Origin of the sequence: Aquincola tertiaricarbonis, assembly GCF_000969605.1 — a bacterium.
In the GTDB taxonomy this organism is placed as follows: domain Bacteria; phylum Pseudomonadota; class Gammaproteobacteria; order Burkholderiales; family Burkholderiaceae_C; genus Aquincola; species Aquincola tertiaricarbonis.
The window spans coordinates 249,219-266,607 of record NZ_JZUE01000003.1 but is presented as its reverse complement, the minus strand read 5'-3'; the positions used below and the strand labels follow the sequence as shown (position 1 = coordinate 266,607).

The 17,389-nt window shown below is 70.1% G+C and carries 13 protein-coding genes; 4 read left to right on the top strand and 9 right to left on the bottom strand.

Going from position 1 to position 17,389, the window contains the following annotated elements; all coding sequences use genetic code 11:
* The first annotated feature begins 73 nt into the window (after positions 1-73).
* Entirely contained in the window at positions 74-6,160 is a 6,087-nt protein-coding gene (locus tag VO99_RS05340) for a trifunctional serine/threonine-protein kinase/ATP-binding protein/hybrid sensor histidine kinase/response regulator (RefSeq protein WP_046111760.1), read from the top strand.
* Here VO99_RS05340 and VO99_RS05335 read toward each other — a convergent pair.
* The 4 genes from VO99_RS05335 to icd all read right to left on the bottom strand — a co-directional run bounded on the left by VO99_RS05335 (position 6,148) and on the right by icd (position 11,714).
* Complete coding sequence (locus VO99_RS05335; RefSeq protein ID WP_083440372.1) at positions 6,148-6,819, bottom strand: OmpW/AlkL family protein; 672 nt, start codon at positions 6,817-6,819, stop codon at positions 6,148-6,150. The genes VO99_RS05340 and VO99_RS05335 overlap by 13 nt on opposite strands.
* 42 nt (positions 6,820-6,861) lie before the next feature.
* Positions 6,862-8,040: a methyl-accepting chemotaxis protein gene (locus tag VO99_RS05330; RefSeq protein ID WP_052736098.1), complete on the bottom strand. Its 1,179-nt coding sequence runs from the start codon at positions 8,038-8,040 to the stop codon at positions 6,862-6,864.
* A gap of 53 nt (positions 8,041-8,093) precedes the next feature.
* On the bottom strand, positions 8,094-10,190 hold the full coding sequence (locus VO99_RS05325; RefSeq protein WP_198156874.1) for an EAL domain-containing protein: 2,097 nt from the start codon (positions 10,188-10,190) through the stop codon (positions 8,094-8,096).
* A gap of 270 nt (positions 10,191-10,460) precedes the next feature.
* Entirely contained in the window at positions 10,461-11,714 is a 1,254-nt protein-coding gene (gene icd, locus VO99_RS05320; protein ID WP_046111758.1) for an NADP-dependent isocitrate dehydrogenase, read from the bottom strand.
* A gap of 142 nt (positions 11,715-11,856) precedes the next feature.
* On the opposite strand from icd, the gene VO99_RS05315 reads away from it, so the two are divergent.
* Positions 11,857-12,312: a DUF192 domain-containing protein gene (locus VO99_RS05315; protein WP_046111757.1), complete on the top strand. Its 456-nt coding sequence runs from the start codon at positions 11,857-11,859 to the stop codon at positions 12,310-12,312.
* 63 nt (positions 12,313-12,375) lie between these two features.
* On the opposite strand, the gene VO99_RS29370 is transcribed toward VO99_RS05315, so the two are convergent.
* From VO99_RS29370 to VO99_RS05305, 3 genes are all read right to left on the bottom strand, one after another.
* A complete protein-coding gene (locus VO99_RS29370) occupies positions 12,376-12,585 on the bottom strand; it encodes a hypothetical protein (RefSeq protein ID WP_083440370.1) in 210 nt (69 codons plus the stop codon).
* Positions 12,586-12,718: 133 nt separating this feature from the next.
* On the bottom strand, positions 12,719-13,225 hold the full coding sequence (locus tag VO99_RS05310; RefSeq protein WP_052736097.1) for a hypothetical protein: 507 nt from the start codon (positions 13,223-13,225) through the stop codon (positions 12,719-12,721).
* 3 nt (positions 13,226-13,228) lie between these two features.
* Complete coding sequence (locus VO99_RS05305; protein WP_046111756.1) at positions 13,229-14,395, bottom strand: JmjC domain-containing protein; 1,167 nt, start codon at positions 14,393-14,395, stop codon at positions 13,229-13,231.
* A 58-nt stretch (positions 14,396-14,453) separates the two neighbouring features.
* Here VO99_RS05305 and VO99_RS05300 point away from each other — a divergent pair, with 58 nt between their 5' ends.
* Positions 14,454-14,978: an FKBP-type peptidyl-prolyl cis-trans isomerase gene (locus VO99_RS05300; RefSeq protein ID WP_046111755.1), complete on the top strand. Its 525-nt coding sequence runs from the start codon at positions 14,454-14,456 to the stop codon at positions 14,976-14,978.
* Between the two features lie 15 nt (positions 14,979-14,993).
* On the opposite strand, the gene dut is transcribed toward VO99_RS05300, so the two are convergent.
* Both dut and coaBC read right to left on the bottom strand, forming a co-directional pair.
* The gene (gene dut, locus VO99_RS05295; protein ID WP_046111754.1) at positions 14,994-15,443 is read right to left on the bottom strand and encodes a dUTP diphosphatase; all 450 of its coding nucleotides are present in this window, start codon (positions 15,441-15,443) and stop codon (positions 14,994-14,996) included.
* The gene (coaBC, locus tag VO99_RS05290; RefSeq protein WP_046111873.1) at positions 15,440-16,666 is read right to left on the bottom strand and encodes a bifunctional phosphopantothenoylcysteine decarboxylase/phosphopantothenate--cysteine ligase CoaBC; all 1,227 of its coding nucleotides are present in this window, start codon (positions 16,664-16,666) and stop codon (positions 15,440-15,442) included. The genes dut and coaBC overlap by 4 nt, the downstream gene beginning before the upstream one ends.
* A gap of 143 nt (positions 16,667-16,809) precedes the next feature.
* Here coaBC and VO99_RS05285 point away from each other — a divergent pair, with 143 nt between their 5' ends.
* On the top strand, positions 16,810-17,385 hold the full coding sequence (locus VO99_RS05285) for a GbsR/MarR family transcriptional regulator (RefSeq protein ID WP_046111872.1): 576 nt from the start codon (positions 16,810-16,812) through the stop codon (positions 17,383-17,385).
* The last annotated feature ends 4 nt before the right edge of the window (positions 17,386-17,389 follow it).

Below are 17,389 nucleotides of genomic sequence, written 5' to 3'. Positions count from 1 at the left end.
GCCACATTGGCGGTCTTGTGCTTCGAGGCGTCGGGCAGTCGGCGCCGCAGCCGACGTCAAGTGAGATCGACCGATGACGCCTGTGCGACTGGAAGGCACCCTGCTCGGGGCGCGCCGGGTGGCCGAGCGGGGCGCCATCGCGGTGTTCGCCGGGCATTGGCGCAGCAGCTCCGAGCCCTGCCTGCTGAAGGCGGTACGCCAGGGCACGGGCGGAGCAGCACCGCTCGACCAGCTGCGGGCGGAAGCGGAAGTGCTGCGACGCCTGGCGGCGGTCAACGGCGTGCCGCATCTCATCGACTTCAACGCCAGCGAACGCACGCTGGCGTTTTCCTGCCCTCAGGGCGTTCCGCTGGCTTCACTGCCACCGCCGGCGCGGCCCGACCTCGCCGCCGTGCTGCGGCTGGCGCTGGACCTGCTGCAGGTGCTGCAGGAAGTGCATGCGGCCGGCGTGGTGCATGCCAACCTGAACCCCGACACCGTGCTGCTGGATGCGGACAGCGGTGCCGTCAGCCTGATCGACTTTTCCGAAGCGCAGGCGCGGCGGCGTTCCGACATCGCCACCGCCAACCTGGCAGCCACCGCGGCCAGCCGCCTGCACCCCTTCACCGCGCCGGAGCAGACCGGGCGACTGGCCTGCCCGGTCGACTACCGCACCGACTACTACGGCTTTGGCGCCACCCTCTACTGGCTCGTCACCGGGCAGCCGCCCTTCGCCCGCGTGGACATGCTGACCCAGCTGCATGCGGTGCTGGCGCACCAGCCGGAGCCAGCGGGTCGGCTCAATCCGCAGGTGCCGCAGGCGCTGTCGGCGCTGATCGCCCGACTGCTGGCCAAGCGGCCCGACGCCCGCTACCAGTCGGCGCAGGCGCTGCGCGACGACCTGCGCTGGTGCCTGGCGGTGCTGCAGGGCAGCGAGGCCGACGAGCCGCGGCGCATCGGCCGCAGCGACCAGCGCACCGTGCCCGCCCTGCCGTCACGCCTGGCGGGGCCGGACCTGGCGGCCCTCGGCCTGCTGCCGCTGCTGGATGCCCCGGCGGGGCCCCGGCGCGTGGTGTTCGTCACCGGCCGGGCGGGCATGGGCAAGTCGGCGCTGGTGCAGGCGCTGCAGGAGCCGCTGCAGGAGCGCAAGGGGCTGCTGGTGTCCGGCCGCTACGAGGCCAGCCGCGGCAGCCGGCCCTACGCCGGCCTGGCGGAAGCGCTGGGGCAACTGGCGGAGCACTGGCTGTCAGAGGCGCCCGCCAGCCTGGCGCGCCGGCGCGGCGAGCTGCAGGCGGCACTGGGCCGACAAGCACAGCTGCTGCTGGACATGGTGCCGGCCTTCGCGCCGCTGCTCCAGCCGGCCCCGCAGGAAACACCGCCAGCTCCAGCCGATGGGCTGCGCGGGGTGCTCAACCGCATCGCCCAGAGCGTGTCGGCGGTGCTGCGCCTGGCACGCCAGCAGGAAGGCCCCCTGCTGCTGTTCGTGGACGACCTGCAATGGGCGGACGCCGACTCGGTGGAGCTGCTGGGCCACATCGCGCGCGCGTTGAGCGACGGCAAGCTGCTGCTGGTCTGCGCCTGGCGGCCCGAGGACCTGCCGCATGACCATGCGCTGCATGCCCTGGCCAGCGAGCTGGCGAGGCCGGACAGCGGCGTGCAAGCGGTGCCGCTGGCGCTGGACGGCCTGCCACCCGCCGCGGTCGGCGAGATGCTGGCCGACGTGCTTGACGCGCCGGCCGACCAGGTCGCCGGACTGGCCGCGGTGCTGCACCAGCGCACCGGTGGCAACCCGTTCCAGGTGCTCCAGCAGGTGCAGCGGCTGTTCGACGACGGCGGGCTGCGCCGCAGCGGAGGTCGCTGGCAGTGGGACGTCGCCGCGCTGCAGGCGGCGCCCGGCACCGATCACCAGGTGGACTGGCTGCGGCGCCACTGGGCCACGCTGCCGGCGCCCTCCCGCGAGGCGGCCGAGGTATGTGCCTGCATGGGCAGCGAGATCGACGCCGACCTGCTGCCCGAGGTGCTGAACGAGCCGCCCGATCGGGTCGACGACCGACTGCAGCCGCTGCTGCAGTGCGACATGCTGCGCCTGGCGCCCCGCCCGGGCGACCCGAGCAGCCGGGTGTTGCGCTTCTGCCATCCGCGGGTGCAGGAAGATGCGCTGCGCACGCTGCCGGCGGCGGTGCGACAGGGCTGGCATCTTCGCCTGGCCCGCGCCATGGCTGCGCGTGCGCAGCACAGCGCCGCTGCGTTGTTCGCGTTGGCCGACCAGTACCTGGCCGCCGGCTCCCACCTGTCGGCCGAGGACGATGGGCACAGCGCGATCCAGGTGCTGCTGGATGCCGCCGATGCCGCCACCGCCAGCGCTGCGTTCGCCCATGCCCGACGCTTCGCACAGGCGGCCTTGGCGTTGGCCCCGCCGACCGCTGCCGCCCTGCCCTGGCGGCTGCGTGCGATGACGGTCCTGCATGCGGCCCTGTGCACGCTGGCCCGGTACGAGGAAGCCGATGCGGTCTATGCGCGGCTGCGCGCCGAGGGTGAACACCTGCCGCTGCAGACGAGCCGGGCCGCGACGCAGCAGGCCATGTCGCTCACCTTGCGCGGCGACGCGGCGCAGGGCCTGGCGCTGGCGCTGGCGCAGCTCGACCGGCTGGGCATTGCGGTGCCGGCGCCGGACCACTGGGATGCGGCCGTCGAGGCGGAGCTGTCCGCCCTCTACCAGCTGGAGGAAGTCCAGGCGCCGCAGCGGCTGGACGACCTGCCGGCAGCGCGCGACCCGCGCACCGAGGCCGCCATGCAGTTGCTGGTGCAGATGTCCATCACCACCGTGCTCAGCCAGACGGAGTTCTTCCATTGGTCGATGCCGCGCAGCCTGCGCATGGCCTGCCAGGCGGGCCGCACCCGCGAACTGCCCTTCGTGCTGTCGTCCATCCAGCCGGTGCTCACGGCGCGGCGTGGCGACTTCCGCACCGGTCGCGGCCTGTGCGACGCCGCCCTGCGCCTGCTGGCCCGCCAGCCCGACCCCTGGCAGCAGGCGCGCGTCGACCTGGGTGGGGCCTGCGGCACGCTGCCATGGCACCTGCCCATAGAGCACAGCGTGGACTGGGTGCGTCGCGGCTGTGCCCAGGCGCTGGAAAACGGCGACCCGGAATTTGCCGCCCTGGGTTACCTCGTGAGCCTGCCGCCGCTGCTGGACTGCGCCACCCACCTGGACGAAGTGCGCGCAGAGCTCGCCATCGCCTTCGAGCAGGCGGACAAGGCCCGCAGCCTGATTGCGCTGCAGATCTACGAGGTGTACCGGCAGTTCGTGCGCTGCATGGAAGGCCGCACGCTGGCGCCCGGCAGCCTGGCCGACGCCAGCTGGGACGACGAAGAGCAACTGGCGCTGCACGCCCGCAACGCCTGGGCGACGGTGTTCCTGCATGTCTACCGGCCGCTGGCAGCAGCGATGGCAGGCGACTGGTCCACCGTGCTGGCGCAATGCCGGGCCGGCGTGGCCACGATGCGGCCCGTCACCGGCTTCTATGTCGTCAGCGTGCACCGGTTCCTGCATGCCGTGGCCCTGGCCCAGGCGATGCGGCGCACGGACGCCGGCCAGCCGGCGCTGCGCGTCGCGCTGGCGGAAGAACTGCAGCCGCTGGTGGACTGGATGGCCGAGCGCGCCGAGGACGCGCCGCAGAACTTCGGCCACCTGCTGAAGCTGCTGCAGGCGATGCAGGCCTGGGCCGCGAACCGATGGCATGCCGCAGCCACCGCCTTCGAGGCGGCGATGGAAGGCGCACGCCGGCACTGCCGGCCGTGGCACCACGCGCTGGCCTGCGAGCTGGCCGCCGACTGCCACGCCGACGCCGGCCTGCCGCAAGCCGCCGAGCATTACCGCCTGCTGGCCGCCGACAGCTACCGCCTCTGGGGTCGGCGCCTGCCCGCCGCACCCACCCTGCAGCCAGAGCCGGCCGACGCCAGCGCCGAGCCCGGGCCGGCGCCGCCCGAGCGCCCGCTGGAGCTGGACGTGATCCTGATGGCCGGCCAGGCCCTGGCCCGTGGCCGCGACCCCGACGACGTGCTGCGCAGCCTGTTCGGGCTGCTGCGCAAGTACGCCGCCGCCGAGCAGGGCCTGGTGCTGTGGCGCCGCGATGGCGACTGGGCGCTGCAGGCCTGCTTCGACAGCACCCATCCCTGGCTGCCGCCCGAGCAGGCCGGTGCGCTGCACCGACCGCCCGACCCGGTGCTGCGCTATCTGAACGCCACCGGCAAGCCGCTGCATGTGTCGGACGTGCCGCGTCACGTGAGCTATGGCCGCCTGGATGACCTGCGCATGCGCGGCGTCAAGAGCCTGCTGGCCCTGCCCATCCACAACCGCGGCGAGCACTGCGGCGTGGTGTACCTGGAGAACTGCCAGGCCCCCACCTGCCTTACCGGCATGCAGCTGGACACGCTGAACCTGGTCGGCCAGCAGTTCGCCACCGCCTTCGAGAACGCGCACATCAACCGCCACCTGGAGCAGCTGGTCGACGAGCGCACCGAGGCGCTCCGCCGCGAGATCGTGGTGCGCCGGCAGGCCGAGGAGATGGCGGCCGCCGCCAACCAGGCCAAGTCCGACTTCCTGGCCACCATGAGCCACGAGATCCGCACGCCGATGAATGCGGTGATCGGCATGTCGGCACTGGCGCTGCAAAGCGGGCTGGAGCCCAGGCAGCGCAACTACGTCGAGACCATCCACCGCAGCGCCACGCTGCTGCTGGGCCTCATCGACGACGTGCTGGACTTCTCGAAGATCGAGGCCGGCAAGCTGGAGATCGAGTCGGTGGCCTTCGACCTGGGCGAGGTGCTGGACGACGTGGCCAGCACGCTGGGCCTGCGCGCCGAGCAGAAGGGCCTGGAGCTGCTGTTCGATGTGCCGGCCGAGCTGCCGCTGCGCCTGGTGGGCGACCCGCTGCGCATCAGCCAGGTGCTGCTGAACCTGTGCAACAACGCCATCAAGTTCACCGCGTCCGGCGAGGTGGTGGTGCGCCTGCGTGGCGAGGCGGCGGACGGCGGCAGCCTGCGGCTGCTCGTCAGCGTGCGCGACACCGGCCCCGGCATCGACCCGCAACAGCAGCAGCGGCTGTTCAAGCCCTTCATGCAGACCGACGCATCGGTGAGCCGCCTGCACGGCGGCAGCGGGCTGGGCCTGTCGATCTGCCTGCGGCTGGTCACCTTGATGGGCGGCCACATCGGCGTGGAAAGCCAGCCCGGGCTGGGCAGCCGCTTCCATTTCGAGCTGACGCTGCCGGTGCAGCCTGCGCTACCCGCGCCTGCGCCCTCAGCCGCACGCAGCGCTCGCGCCCTGGTGGTGGACGACAACACCAGCGCCCGCGAGCTGATGGCGCGCGATGCAGCCAGCCTTGGCCTGCAGCCCGACATGGCTGACGGCCCGGACGCCGCGCTGCGGCTGCTCGCCGCCGGCCAGGCGGAAGGGCGGCCCTATGACATCGTGTTCATCGACTGGAAGATGCCTGCCGGCGATGGCTGCGCGCTGCTGCAGGCCCTGCAGGGCGGCACGGCCAGCGAACCGCGCGTGGTGATGGTGTGTGCGGCCATCGTGCGCTCGGAACTGATCGAGCAGCTGGAAGCGCTGCAGCTGCAGGCCGACGCGCTGCTGGGCAAGCCCTACACGCCCAACAGCTTCCGCCAGGCCTGTGCCCAGGCCTGGCACCGCGCGACGGTCGGCCCGCCGCAGTCGCCCATACCCGCGATGGCGCCTGCGCCCAGCCTGCCGCCAGCGGACAACCTGCGCGGCGCCAAGGTGCTGGTGGTGGAAGACAACGAGATCAACCGCGAGCTGGCGCAGGAGCTGCTGAGGCCGCTGGCCCTGGACCTCACCTTCGCCGACAACGGTTGCAGCGCGCTGGCCATCCTCAGGCAGGAGAGCTTCGACGGCGTGTTGATGGACTGCCTGATGCCGCAGATGGATGGCTACGAGGCCACCCGCCGCCTGCGCAGCCAGCCCTCGCTGGCCGACCTGCCGGTGATCGCCATGACCGCCGGCGCGCATTCGGGCGACGAGGCCCGCGCGCTGGCCGCGGGCATGAACGACTACGTCAGCAAGCCCATCCGCATGGCCCATCTGCAGGCAGTGCTGGCGCGCTGGGTGGCACCGCGCCGGGCCGCCCGCCGGGCGGCCGCGCAGGCTCAGAACTTGTAGCCCACGCCCAGGTGCACCAGCAGCGGATCCAGCTTCAGGCTGGCGCGGGCCGGTGCGCCGCCCAGGGCGCCCACCACGCCGGTGGCGGTGGTCTTCACCCAGACCTTGCGCACGTCGACGAAGAAGGACCAACGCTCGCCCACCGGCACGTCGAAGCCGGCCTGCAGCACCGAGCCCCAGGCGCTCTTGGCCTCGAGCTGGTTCAGGTCGCCGTCGGGCGATTCCAGCACCACGGTGTAGTTGACGCCGGCACCGACGTAGGGCCGCACGGGGCCGCTGTCCAGCAGCCGGTAGGTGGCGCTCAGCACCGCCGGGCCGTATTTCACCTTGCCCAGCGTGCCGGTCAGCGGCGGCGCCAGCGCCGTGAGCGAGCCCGCGCCCTTGACCGTGGCCGTGGGCGGCACGCCCAGCGCCAGCCGTGCGGTCCAGCGGTCGGTCAGCGCGTAGCCGATCTCCACGCCCAGCGTGGTGTTGTTGGCCACCTTGGCCTTCGCACCCGGCACCGGCGCGCCGGCCACGCTTACCTTCAGGTCGGGCGAAAAGCCCACCACGGCCGGGCCGACCCGCAGGGACCAGGGCGATTCCTGCGCCTGCGCCGCAGCACCAAGGCCGCACAGGATTACACACAGGGACACGGGCATCAGACGGAGTTGTGGCATCAGGTTTCTCCAGGATGACGGATGGACGGAAGGTCGCGGTGTTCACACCGCGGCAGGGAGCCGGAAGACGGACACGGCACGGACCAGGCTTTCGGATTCATGGCTCAGCTCGGAGGCCGAGGCGCTGGCTTGTTCCACCAGGGCGGCATTGCGTTGGGTGGCGGTGTCCAGCTCGCTGACCGACTGGCTCACCGAGCTGATGCCCGCGGACTGGTCGTTCACCGCATGGCTGATCTCGTCCACATGGCGGGTGACGCTGGCCACGCTCTGCACCACGCGCTCCATCTCCTTGCCGGCCCGCTCGACCGACTCGGCGGTGGCACCGGCATCCGCGATGGCGCGGTTGATCAGCGCGCTGATTTCCTTGGCGGAAGCCGCCGAGCGCTGCGCCAGGGCGCGCACCTCGGAAGCCACCACGTTGAAGCCGCGGCCGTGCTCGCCGGCGCGGGCCGACTCCACCGCCGCGTTCAGCGCCAGGATGTTGGTCTGGAACGCGATGGCCTCGATGGTGCTGGTGATCTCGGCCATCTTGCGGGAGCTGGCCGTGAGCGCACCGATGGTGGCCACGCCCCGGGCGATCGCGTTGCCGCCGTCAGTGGCCACGCGGGCCGCGTCCGAGGCCAGGCCCGACACGGTGCGGGCGGAGCTGGCCGACTGCTGCGCCATGGCATGGATCTCTTCCATGGCGCTGGCCGTCTGCTGCAGGTGCGCGGCCGACAGCTCGGTGCGCTGGCTCAGGTCGAGGTTGCCGCTGGCCAGCTCGGACGAGGTGCGCGAGACCTTGTTGGCGCTGGCGAGGATCTCCGTCACCACGCGCACCACCGACTGCCGCATCGCCTCCAGCGAGCGCGTCATGCGGCCCACCTCGTCGTCCCATCGGATGTCCAGCGGCTTGCTCAGGTCGCCGTCGGCCATGGCCTGGGTGTTGATGCGCAACTCGTCGATCGGACCGACGATGGAGATCGTGATGCTCACGATCAGCAGCAGGCCGGCCATCGCCGTCAGCGCGACACCCCAGAACACCGTGCCCTGGAGCCCTGACACCGCCATGGCCAGCGCCGCACCGGTCGCCGCGCCCGACAAGGCCTGTGCCTGCAGGTCGGCGGCGCGCGATGCGAACACCGCCAGTCCGATGATCAGCGGCGTCAGCGTGATGCTGAAACCGACCAGCAGCCGCATGACCACCGGCATGCGCCGCCACAGATTCGACAGATCCGACATCCAAGCACTCCTTCAGAGCTTTAAATCCCTCTTGCTGGGGTGTTTTCGCCACTTCAAAGCTCGACTTGAACGGTTTGTGCGGGATTCAAGTGATGAACCGCGACATCCTGGGGCCGCACCAGGAAGCGGCGGCCCTCGGACAGCAGGGCCGAGAATTCAGGCGGTGGCAGGGCCTTGGAATACAGCCAGCCCTGGACCGTCAGGCGCTCCTGCAGCGGCAGCTGGCGCAGCTGCCAGGCCTGCTCCACGCCTTCCACCACCACCTCCAGCCGCAGCGTCTCGGCCAGCGAGCACACGCCACGGAACACCTGGCAGCCCAACTCGGAGCCCAGCGTGTCGGTGAAGCTCTTGTCGATCTTCACGCCGTCCACCGGGAAGCGATGCAGGTAGCTCAGCGACGAATAACCGGTGCCGAAGTCATCGATGTGGATGCTGGCGCCGGTGGCGCGGATGCGCTGGAAGGCCGCGGCCACGCCGGCCTCGTCGCCCAGGAAGGTGTGCTCGGTGATCTCCAGCACCAGCCGCTGCCGCAGCCGCGACGCGATGGCCACGATGCGCTCCAGCGCCCGTGGCTCGCTCAGGGTGCAGGGGCTGATGTTCACCGCCACGCGAAAGCCCACCGGCATCTGCGCCCGCCACTGCACCACCTGCTCGGCCACCCGGCTGAGCACCCACACGTCCACCTCCACCATGCGGCTGGCCTTCTCCAGCGCACCGAGGAACTCGCCAGGCAGCACCGTGCCGCCGTGGGCGTCCTGCATGCGCATCAGCGCCTCGCAGCCCACCAGCACGCCGCTCACCGGCTCCACCTGCGGCTGGAAATGCACCGCGAACTGCTGGCCTTCGAACAGTGCCAACCGGCGCATCAGCACCAGCCGGTCGATGTGCATGTCGCTGTAGCGTCCGATGGGGTCGGCCAGCCGCAGCGCGGTGTCCTCCAGCCGCTCGCTGAACAGCGTGCCCAGCGCCTGCGCATCGTCGGTGTCGGTCGGCTGCATGGCACGCTCCCAGCGGCGCAGGAAGGGCGCGTACACCGCGGCGCCCAGCAACAAGCCGCCCACCTGCATCAGCAAGGCCGCCGCCTGGCCGCCGCTGGCCAGCATCGCGTTGACGAACAGCGGGCTGTTGAACGGCAGGTCGGCTGTGAGCACCGGTACCAGCCCCAGGCGCGTGGCGGCATAGGCCAGCAGCAGGTTGGCCACCGGCACCAGCACGAAGGGCGGGGCCAGCCAGCGGTTGAAGATCAGCGGCAGGCCGAACAGCAGCAGCTCGTTCACGTTGATCAGTGCCGGCGCCACGCTGGCCAGCGCCAGGATGCGGTGGCGTCGCACGCGGGTGAAGAACACCAGCGCGATCACCAGCGACAGCGTCGCGCCGCTGCCGCCCATGAACACGAACAGGCCCATGAAGCTCTGGTTGACCACGCTGTCGACACCGGCAGTGGCCGCCGGGATCTGCTCCAGCAGCGGCAGCAGCGTGTAATAACCGTGCACGCCCAGCAGCCACAGCAGCGAGTTGCCCACCGCATACACCAAGCCGGACAGCAGCGGCATGTCCAGTGCCGCGGCCCGGGCCTGCAACCAGTCCGGGGCGGCGGGCAGGTCCAGCCGCACCGCCCCCAGCAGGGCCAGCAGCATCGCCACGCCGCCGACCGTGGCGGCCACGCCCAGCAGGCTGGGCACGATGAGATTGATCGACTCGCCGACGTTCTCGCCGGCGGCGGTGTCGGGGTCGGACAGGCGGGTCCAGCGCCAGGTGCTCAGCCACTTCAGCAGCGGCACCAGCTGCAGCGGCAGCAGCAGCGCCAGCGGGATGGAGAAGGCCTTGGCGGCCACGCCCGCCGCGTCCAGCAGCAGCTCGCACATCACGCCGCAGGCCACGCAGACGAAGGCCACCGCGGTGCGCGAGAGCTGCCACTGCAGCGCCCGCATGGCGCCGGTGGCACCCCACACCACCAGCGGCAGCGCGATGCGCAAGGCCGAGGCCGCCGCCTCGAAGTACCGCGTGACGGCGGCTGGCAGGCCCAGCACCGACGACACCTGCACCAGCAGCAGCAGCGTGGACAGGATCATCAGGTAGGGCGTGAGCCACACCATGCTGTCCCGCACTGCCCGGGCGGCCCCGGTGGCGCCCAGCCGCAGGATCTGCATCTCCAGCGAGTGGAGCGCCGCCCGCAACGGCCGACGCCCCGCAACCTGACCATGTTCCATGGGAATGCCCGGTGAAGGCCTGGTCTGCACTGCCACGCGCCGGCCGTGGCGCCCGGGAGACTGCGGCGCCGATACGCGCACGACATCGTAGTCCCAGGCCCACGGCAATGTGATGAATTTGACAGCCTGAAATGGAGAAACCCCCGGGCCCTTTTCAGGGCACCGGGGGCTTGTCAGAGCTGCTGCGGCCGCTGGCGGCCGCAGGACGCGTCACATGTGGTCGATCATCACCTGGCCAAAGCCCGAGCACGACACCTGCGTCGCGCCTTCCATCAGGCGGGCGAAGTCGTAGGTGACCTTCTTCGACGCGATGGACTTCTCCATCGAGCTGATGATGAGGTCGGCCGCTTCGGTCCAGCCCATGTGGCGCAGCATCATCTCGGCCGAGAGGATCTCGGAGCCGGGGTTGACGTAGTCCTTGCCGGCGTACTTGGGGGCGGTGCCGTGGGTGGCTTCGAACATGGCCACCGAGTCGCTCAGGTTCGCACCCGGGGCGATGCCGATGCCGCCGACTTGCGCGGCCAGCGCGTCGGACACGTAGTCGCCGTTCAGGTTCAGCGTGGCGATCACCGAGTACTCGGCCGGGCGCAGCAGGATCTGCTGCAGGAAGGCGTCGGCGATCGAATCCTTGACGACGATGTCCTTGCCCGTCTTCGGATTCTTGAACTTGCACCACGGGCCGCCGTCGATCAGCTCGGCGCCGAATTCCTTCTGCGCCAGCGCATAGGCCCAGTCACGGAAGCCACCTTCGGTGAACTTCATGATGTTGCCCTTGTGCACGATGGTCACGCTGGGCTTGTCGTTGTCGATCGCGTACTGGATGGCCTTGCGCACCAGACGCTCGGTGCCTTCGCGGGAGACGGGCTTGATGCCGATGCCCGAGGTGTTCGGGAAGCGGATCTTCTTGACGCCGAACTCCTCCTGCAGGAACTTGATCAGCTTCTTCGCCTTGTCGCTCTCGGCTTCGAACTCGATGCCGGCGTAGATGTCTTCCGAGTTCTCGCGGAAGATGACCATGTTGGTCTTCTCCGGTTCCTTCACCGGGCTGGGCACGCCCTTGAAGTACTGGATCGGCCGCAGGCACACGTACAGGTCGAGCTCCTGGCGCAGCGCCACGTTCAGGCTGCGGATGCCGCCGCCCACGGGCGTGGTCAGCGGGCCCTTGATCGAGACGACGTAGTCGCGCACGGCATGCAGCGTTTCCTCGGGCAGCCACACGTCGGGGCCGTACACCTTGGTCGACTTCTCGCCGGCGTACACCTCCATCCAGTGGATCTTCTTCTTGCCGCCGTAGGCCTTGGCCACCGCAGCGTCCACCACCTTGAGCATCACGGGCGTGATGTCGAGGCCCGTACCGTCGCCCTCGATGTAGGGAATGATCGGTTCGTCGGGCACGTTGAGCGAGAAGTCCGCGTTCACGGAAATCTTCTGGCCACCCGTGGGCACTTGGATGTGCTGGTACATGGAAAGGGGCTCCGGGGTTGAAAACAGGGGAGAGGATCGCGAACGATTCTAGTTCAGCAGGGCTGTCAACCAGGGTTCGCGGGGCGGGCAGCGCCATCGCTACCATCGGCGCATCCGATTGCACCGCCATGGACTTTCACCGATGAACCTGACACGAAGGGCAGCGGCGCTGCTGCTGCTGGCCGCCAGCGGCTGGGCCGGCGCGCAGGACAGCGCGCAGCGCCTGCGCACCATCCCGCTGAACGCGGGCATGCACAACATCAAGGCCGAGGTGGCCATGACCGAGGAACAGCGCCAGATCGGCCTGATGCACCGCAAGGAGATGCCGACCAACGACGGCATGCTGTTCATCTTCGAGCAGAAGGCGCCGCGCTGCTTCTGGATGAAGAACACGCTGCTGCCTCTGTCCATCGCATTCCTGGCCGACGACGGCACCGTGGTGAATATCGAGGACATGCAGCCCCAGCAACTGGACAGCCATTGCTCCACCCAGCCGGTGCGTTATGCGCTGGAAATGAACCAGGGCTGGTTTGCCAAGCGCGGCATCAAGGCAGGATCGAAGATCTCCGGCGCGCCATTCAATACCGGCGCGCGCTGAAGAAACTGCGGGCAAAGAAAAAGCCGCCCGAGGGCGGCTTTTTGCGCAACGGATCGAGAACGATCAGTTGCTGGCGGCCGAAGCAGCGCCCATGGCGGCCGAAGCGGCATCGGCAGCAGCCGAAGCAGCCGGGTCAGCGGCGGGAGCCGGCGCGGGGGCGGGAGCCGGGGCTTCCACGGGAGCGGGAGCCGGCGCGGGCGCCTCTTCCTTCTTGCCGCAAGCGGTCAGGGCAACGCCAGCAAACAGGGCAGCCAACAGGAGCGATTTGTTCATTTGTGTCCTCGAATCGGTATATCGAACAATTACTGGTCATGGGGCGGACATGAACTGCCCGCCGCACAAGACAAGGAACGCTCGAGCTGTCCCTTTGTCTAGCCCGCGAGTATACGGTTAGTAAGGGAGTTCCCTAAAGACCCAGCGGGTGCGCAGGAAACGCAGCTTCCGATCGTTGCGTAATCGCCTCAACGACACCCCGCCATGTGCGGCGATCAGCGTCCTCGTCCAGCCATCGTCCGGCAAAGCGTGGGCCTGCACCCGCCTGCAGGCCGACATCGCCCGCCAGCAGCAGCGTCGGAAATTCGGACCGGTCCAACTCCGAGGCGGCCCGGCACTCCACCGCATGCGCGAACTGTCGCCTCCAGACGGCGAAACGGGGATGACGTCGGGCAACGTCGTCAAACTCGCGCGCCAGCATGAACAAGCGCCGCTGCGGGCCGCGCGCCCAGGCAGTGAGCGACCTCAGCAGCCGCGCATCGTCCAGTGGCCAGGCAGCGAAGTCGGCATCGATGCACTCGATGCGCGGCACGCCGGCCTCGGTCGCCTGCAGCAGCGCGCCCAGCAGTGCGTCGCGCAGCGCCACCGGCCCGCTGAAGCGGCGCGGCGCGTCGGTGGGCGCAGCAGAGGCGGTGTCCATGGACTAGGCCCGGCCGCGCACCCAACCGGCACGTGCCCATTCCGACAGCAAGCCGAGGGCATCCGCGCTCAAGCGGCCGACATCGGCGGCGTCCAGCGCGCCTTCGTCGGCCAGGCGGCGCATCAGCTTCGCATCGCGGCCACCGGCGCGGAAGGATTCGCCGTTGATGAACACATGGCGGTCGTCGTACATCATCCTGGTGCGGGCATCGAGCTGCACGGCACCAGCGCCAGCAAGCGCCGCGCCTGGCTCGAACCACACCGATGCCTTGGGCTCGCTGAGCACCTCGCCCACCGCGCAGGCCACGGCCTCGTCGTCGGCCAGCAGGCGCTGCACCGCCTCCACCGCAAAGGTGCCAAGCGCCGCGGGCACGCGGCCGGGCTCTGCGGTGGCCGGCTGCGAGGGGTCGCGGTACAGCGGACCGGCGGCGCCGGGCGTGTCGTCGTCCATCGCATCGGCGGCGATGTCGGCCAGGCGCTGCAGCAGGTCGCGCGCCAGTTCGCCACGGCTGGGCGCGCGAAAGCCGATGGAGCAGGTCATGCACTCGCCGCCTTCGGCCACGCCGTCATGGCCCCACATCGGCGGCAGGTACAGCATGTCGCCCGGCTCCAGCAGCCATTCCTGCTGCGGCTGGAAGTTGGCCAGGATCTTCAGCGGCACGCCGTCCACCAGCGTGCGGTCGGCCACCGGGCCGATGCGCCAGCGCCGGCGGCCCTGCACCTGCAGCAGGAACACGTCGTACGAATCGAGGTGCGGGCCCACGCCGCCGCCTTCGGTGGCGTAGGAGATCATCAGGTCGTCCAGCCGCGCCTGCGGCACGAAGCGGAACTGCTGCAGCAGTGCACGCGCCGCCGGCACATGCAGGTCCAGGCCCTGCACCAGCAGCGTCCAGCCGGGCTGGCGCAGCGGCGGCAAGGCGGTGCGGGCAATGGGCCCCTGGCGCAGCTTCCAGGCAGGCTTGCGGGCCGTGGCCGGCGCGGCGGCATGGACGATCAGGCGTGATTCCACACCCTCCTGCGCCGCCAGTTCGAAGGCCTGCGCGCGGGTGACAGGCGGCACGATGCCGGGGAACGCCTGGCGGATCAGCAGCGGCTTCTTCTGCCAGTGGCGGCGCATGAACTGCGCGGGAGACAGCCCGCCGAGCAGCGGCAGGCATTGGTCGATTTGCATCGGCGGATTGTCGCCGTGGCCCGGCAGCGCCTCAGCCGGCTTGTGACATCATCCTGCGATGCTGATCAATGCCCCTTGCGTCGTCTCCCTGACCTGGAGACTCGCCGACACCCAAGGCCAGGCCATCGACGAACTGACCGAGCCGGTGGAGTTCTTCTTCGGTGGCGACGACCTGCTGCCCAAGGTGGAAGAAGCCCTCGCCGGCCAGACCGAAGGCTACGAGGTGCACCTGCACCTGGAACCGGAACATGCGTTCGGCGACTACGACGCCGACCTGGTGTGCTTCGAGGACCGCGCGCTGTTCCCCGAGCAGGTGGAGCCGGGCATGCAGTTCGAAGGCCTGCCCGAAGGCGCCACCACGCCCGAGATGCCGGAAGACGCGATCTACACCGTGACCGAGGTCTATCCGTCGCAGGTGGTGCTGGACGCCAACCATCCGCTGGCCGGCATCGCGCTGCGGCTGCACCTGACGGTGCGCGGCGTGCGCGAAGCCACCGAGGAAGAGATCGAGGCCGGCAGCGTCAATGATTCGGCCGCCTTCAGCGTGCTGAACACCGTGCCGCCGGCGCCCGGCGTGCACTGACGGCGCCGCGCCGCCTCAGGCGCTGCCGGTAGAGCCGAAGCCGCCGCTGCCGCGTTCGCTGGCGTCGAACGATTCCACCCGCCGGAACGCCGCCTGCACCACCGGCACGATCACCATCTGCGCGATGCGCTCCAGCGGCTGCACGGTGTAGGCCTGCGTGCCACGGTTCCAGCAGCTCACCATCAGCGGGCCCTGGTAGTCGCTGTCGATCAGCCCCACCAGGTTGCCCAGCACGATGCCGTGCTTGTGGCCCAGGCCCGAGCGCGGCAGCAGCATTGCCGCCAGACCGGGGTCGCCGATGTGGATCGACAGGCCGGTGGGAATCAGGGCCGACTGGCCGGGCTGCAGTGCCAGCGGTTCGTCCAGGCAGGCACGCAGGTCGAGGCCGGCGCTGCCCGGCGTGGCGTAGGCGGGCATCTGCTCGGCCATGCGGGCGTCGAGCACTTTCACATCGATGACGGTCATGGTCGCGGGGTCGGGGTGCCGAGCCGGCCGGCGATGTTGCGCACCAGGGCGCGGGCCAGCGTGAGCTTGTCGGCGTTGGGAATCTCGTGGTGGCCCTGGGCGTCCACCAGCAGCAGCGCATTGTCGTCGCGGCCGAAGGTGGCCGGCCCGAGGTTGCCGACGATCAGCGGGATGTTCTTGCGCACCCGTTTCTCGCTGGCGTGCTGCAGCAGCTGCTCGCTTTCGGCCGCGAAACCGACGCAGTAGGGCGGCTTCGGCAGCGCCGCCACGGCGGCCAGGATGTCGGGGTTCTCGGTGAGCGCCAGCGTGGGCACGCGGCGGTCGCCCTGCTTCTTGATCTTCTGGTCGGCGGTGGTGTCGGGCCGCCAGTCGGCCACCGCGGCGGTGGCGATGAAGACGTCGTGCTGTGCGGCCGCGGGCAGCACCGCATCGTGCATCTGGCGCGCGGTCTGCACATCCAGTCGGGCCACGCCGCGCGGCGTGGGCAGGTGCACCGGGCCGGCCACCAGCGTGACCTCCGCACCCGCTTCCTGCGCGGCGCGGGCGATGGCGAAGCCCATCTTGCCGCTGGAATGGTTGGTGATGCCGCGCACCGGGTCGATCGGCTCGAAGGTGGGGCCGGCGGTGATGAGCACCCGGCGGCCGGCCAGCAGCTTGGGCTGGAAGAAGGCCACCAGCGCCTCGCACAGCTCCACCGCCTCCAGCATGCGGCCGTCGCCGATCTCGCCGCAGGCCTGGTCGCCCGCGCCGGGGCCCAGCAGCGTGGCGCCGTCGGCCACCAGCTGCCGCACGTTGCGCTGGGTGGCGGGGTGGGCCCACATCTCGCGGTTCATGGCGGGGGCCACCAGCAACGGGCAGCGCTCGATCGGGCGCGCCAGGCAGGCCAGGCTCAGCAGGTCGTCGGCGCGCCCCTGCACCAGCTTGGCGATGAAGTCGGCGCTGGCCGGCGCGATGAGCACCGCATCCGCCTCGCGCGTGAGGTTGATGTGCGCCATGTTGTTGGGCTCGCGCGCGTCCCACTGGCTGGTGGCGACCGGGCGGTTGGACAGCGCCTGCATCGTCACCGCGGTGATGAAGTGCTCGGCGGCTTCGGTCATCACCACCTGCACGGTGGCGCCGGCGCGCGACAGCTCGCGCACCAGCTCGGCCGACTTGTAGCAGGCGATGCCGCCGGACAGCCCCAGCAGGATGTGGCGGCCGGCGAGGTCTTGGCGTTCAGGCATGGCCGCACTGTAGCCGCAGGCCAACGGACTGCTATTGCGACGCCAAACCCGCAAATATGATGCCCACACCAAGTTACAGGACATCCTGATTTTTCAGTAATTTCTGAAAGTTCAGGCTAGAGTTCCGACCTATGGAGGCGCCCATGCAAACCCTTTCCCCCCTGGTCAAGAGCTTCGTGTCCCATTTCGGCGAGATGGGCAGCCGCTGGGGCATCAACCGCACCGTCGGCCAGATCTATGCGCTGATCTTCGTGTCGGAGCAGCCGCTGAATGCCGACGACATCGCGGAGCAGCTGTCCTTCAGCCGCTCCAACGTGAGCATGGGCCTGAAGGAGCTGCAGTCTTGGCGGCTGGTCACGTTGCGCCACCTGCCCGGCGACCGCCGCGAATACTTCGAGGCGCCCACCGATGCATGGGAGATCTTCCGCACCCTGGCGGAAGAACGCCGCCGCCGCGAGATCGAGCCCACGCTGTCGATGCTGCGCGCCGCGCTGCTGGAAACGCCCCACAGCGACGCCGACCGCATCGCCCAGGAGCGCATGCGCGGCATGCACGAGCTGATCGAGCTGATGACCACCTGGTTCGACGACGTGCAGCGCATGGACCGCCAGACGCTGTCGCAGCTGATGAAGATGGGCTCCAAGGTGCAGCGCCTGCTGGAGTTCACCGGCAAGGTGACGCTGGTGGCCGGCGGCAAGGGCGGCGGCAAGCCCGGCTGAACGC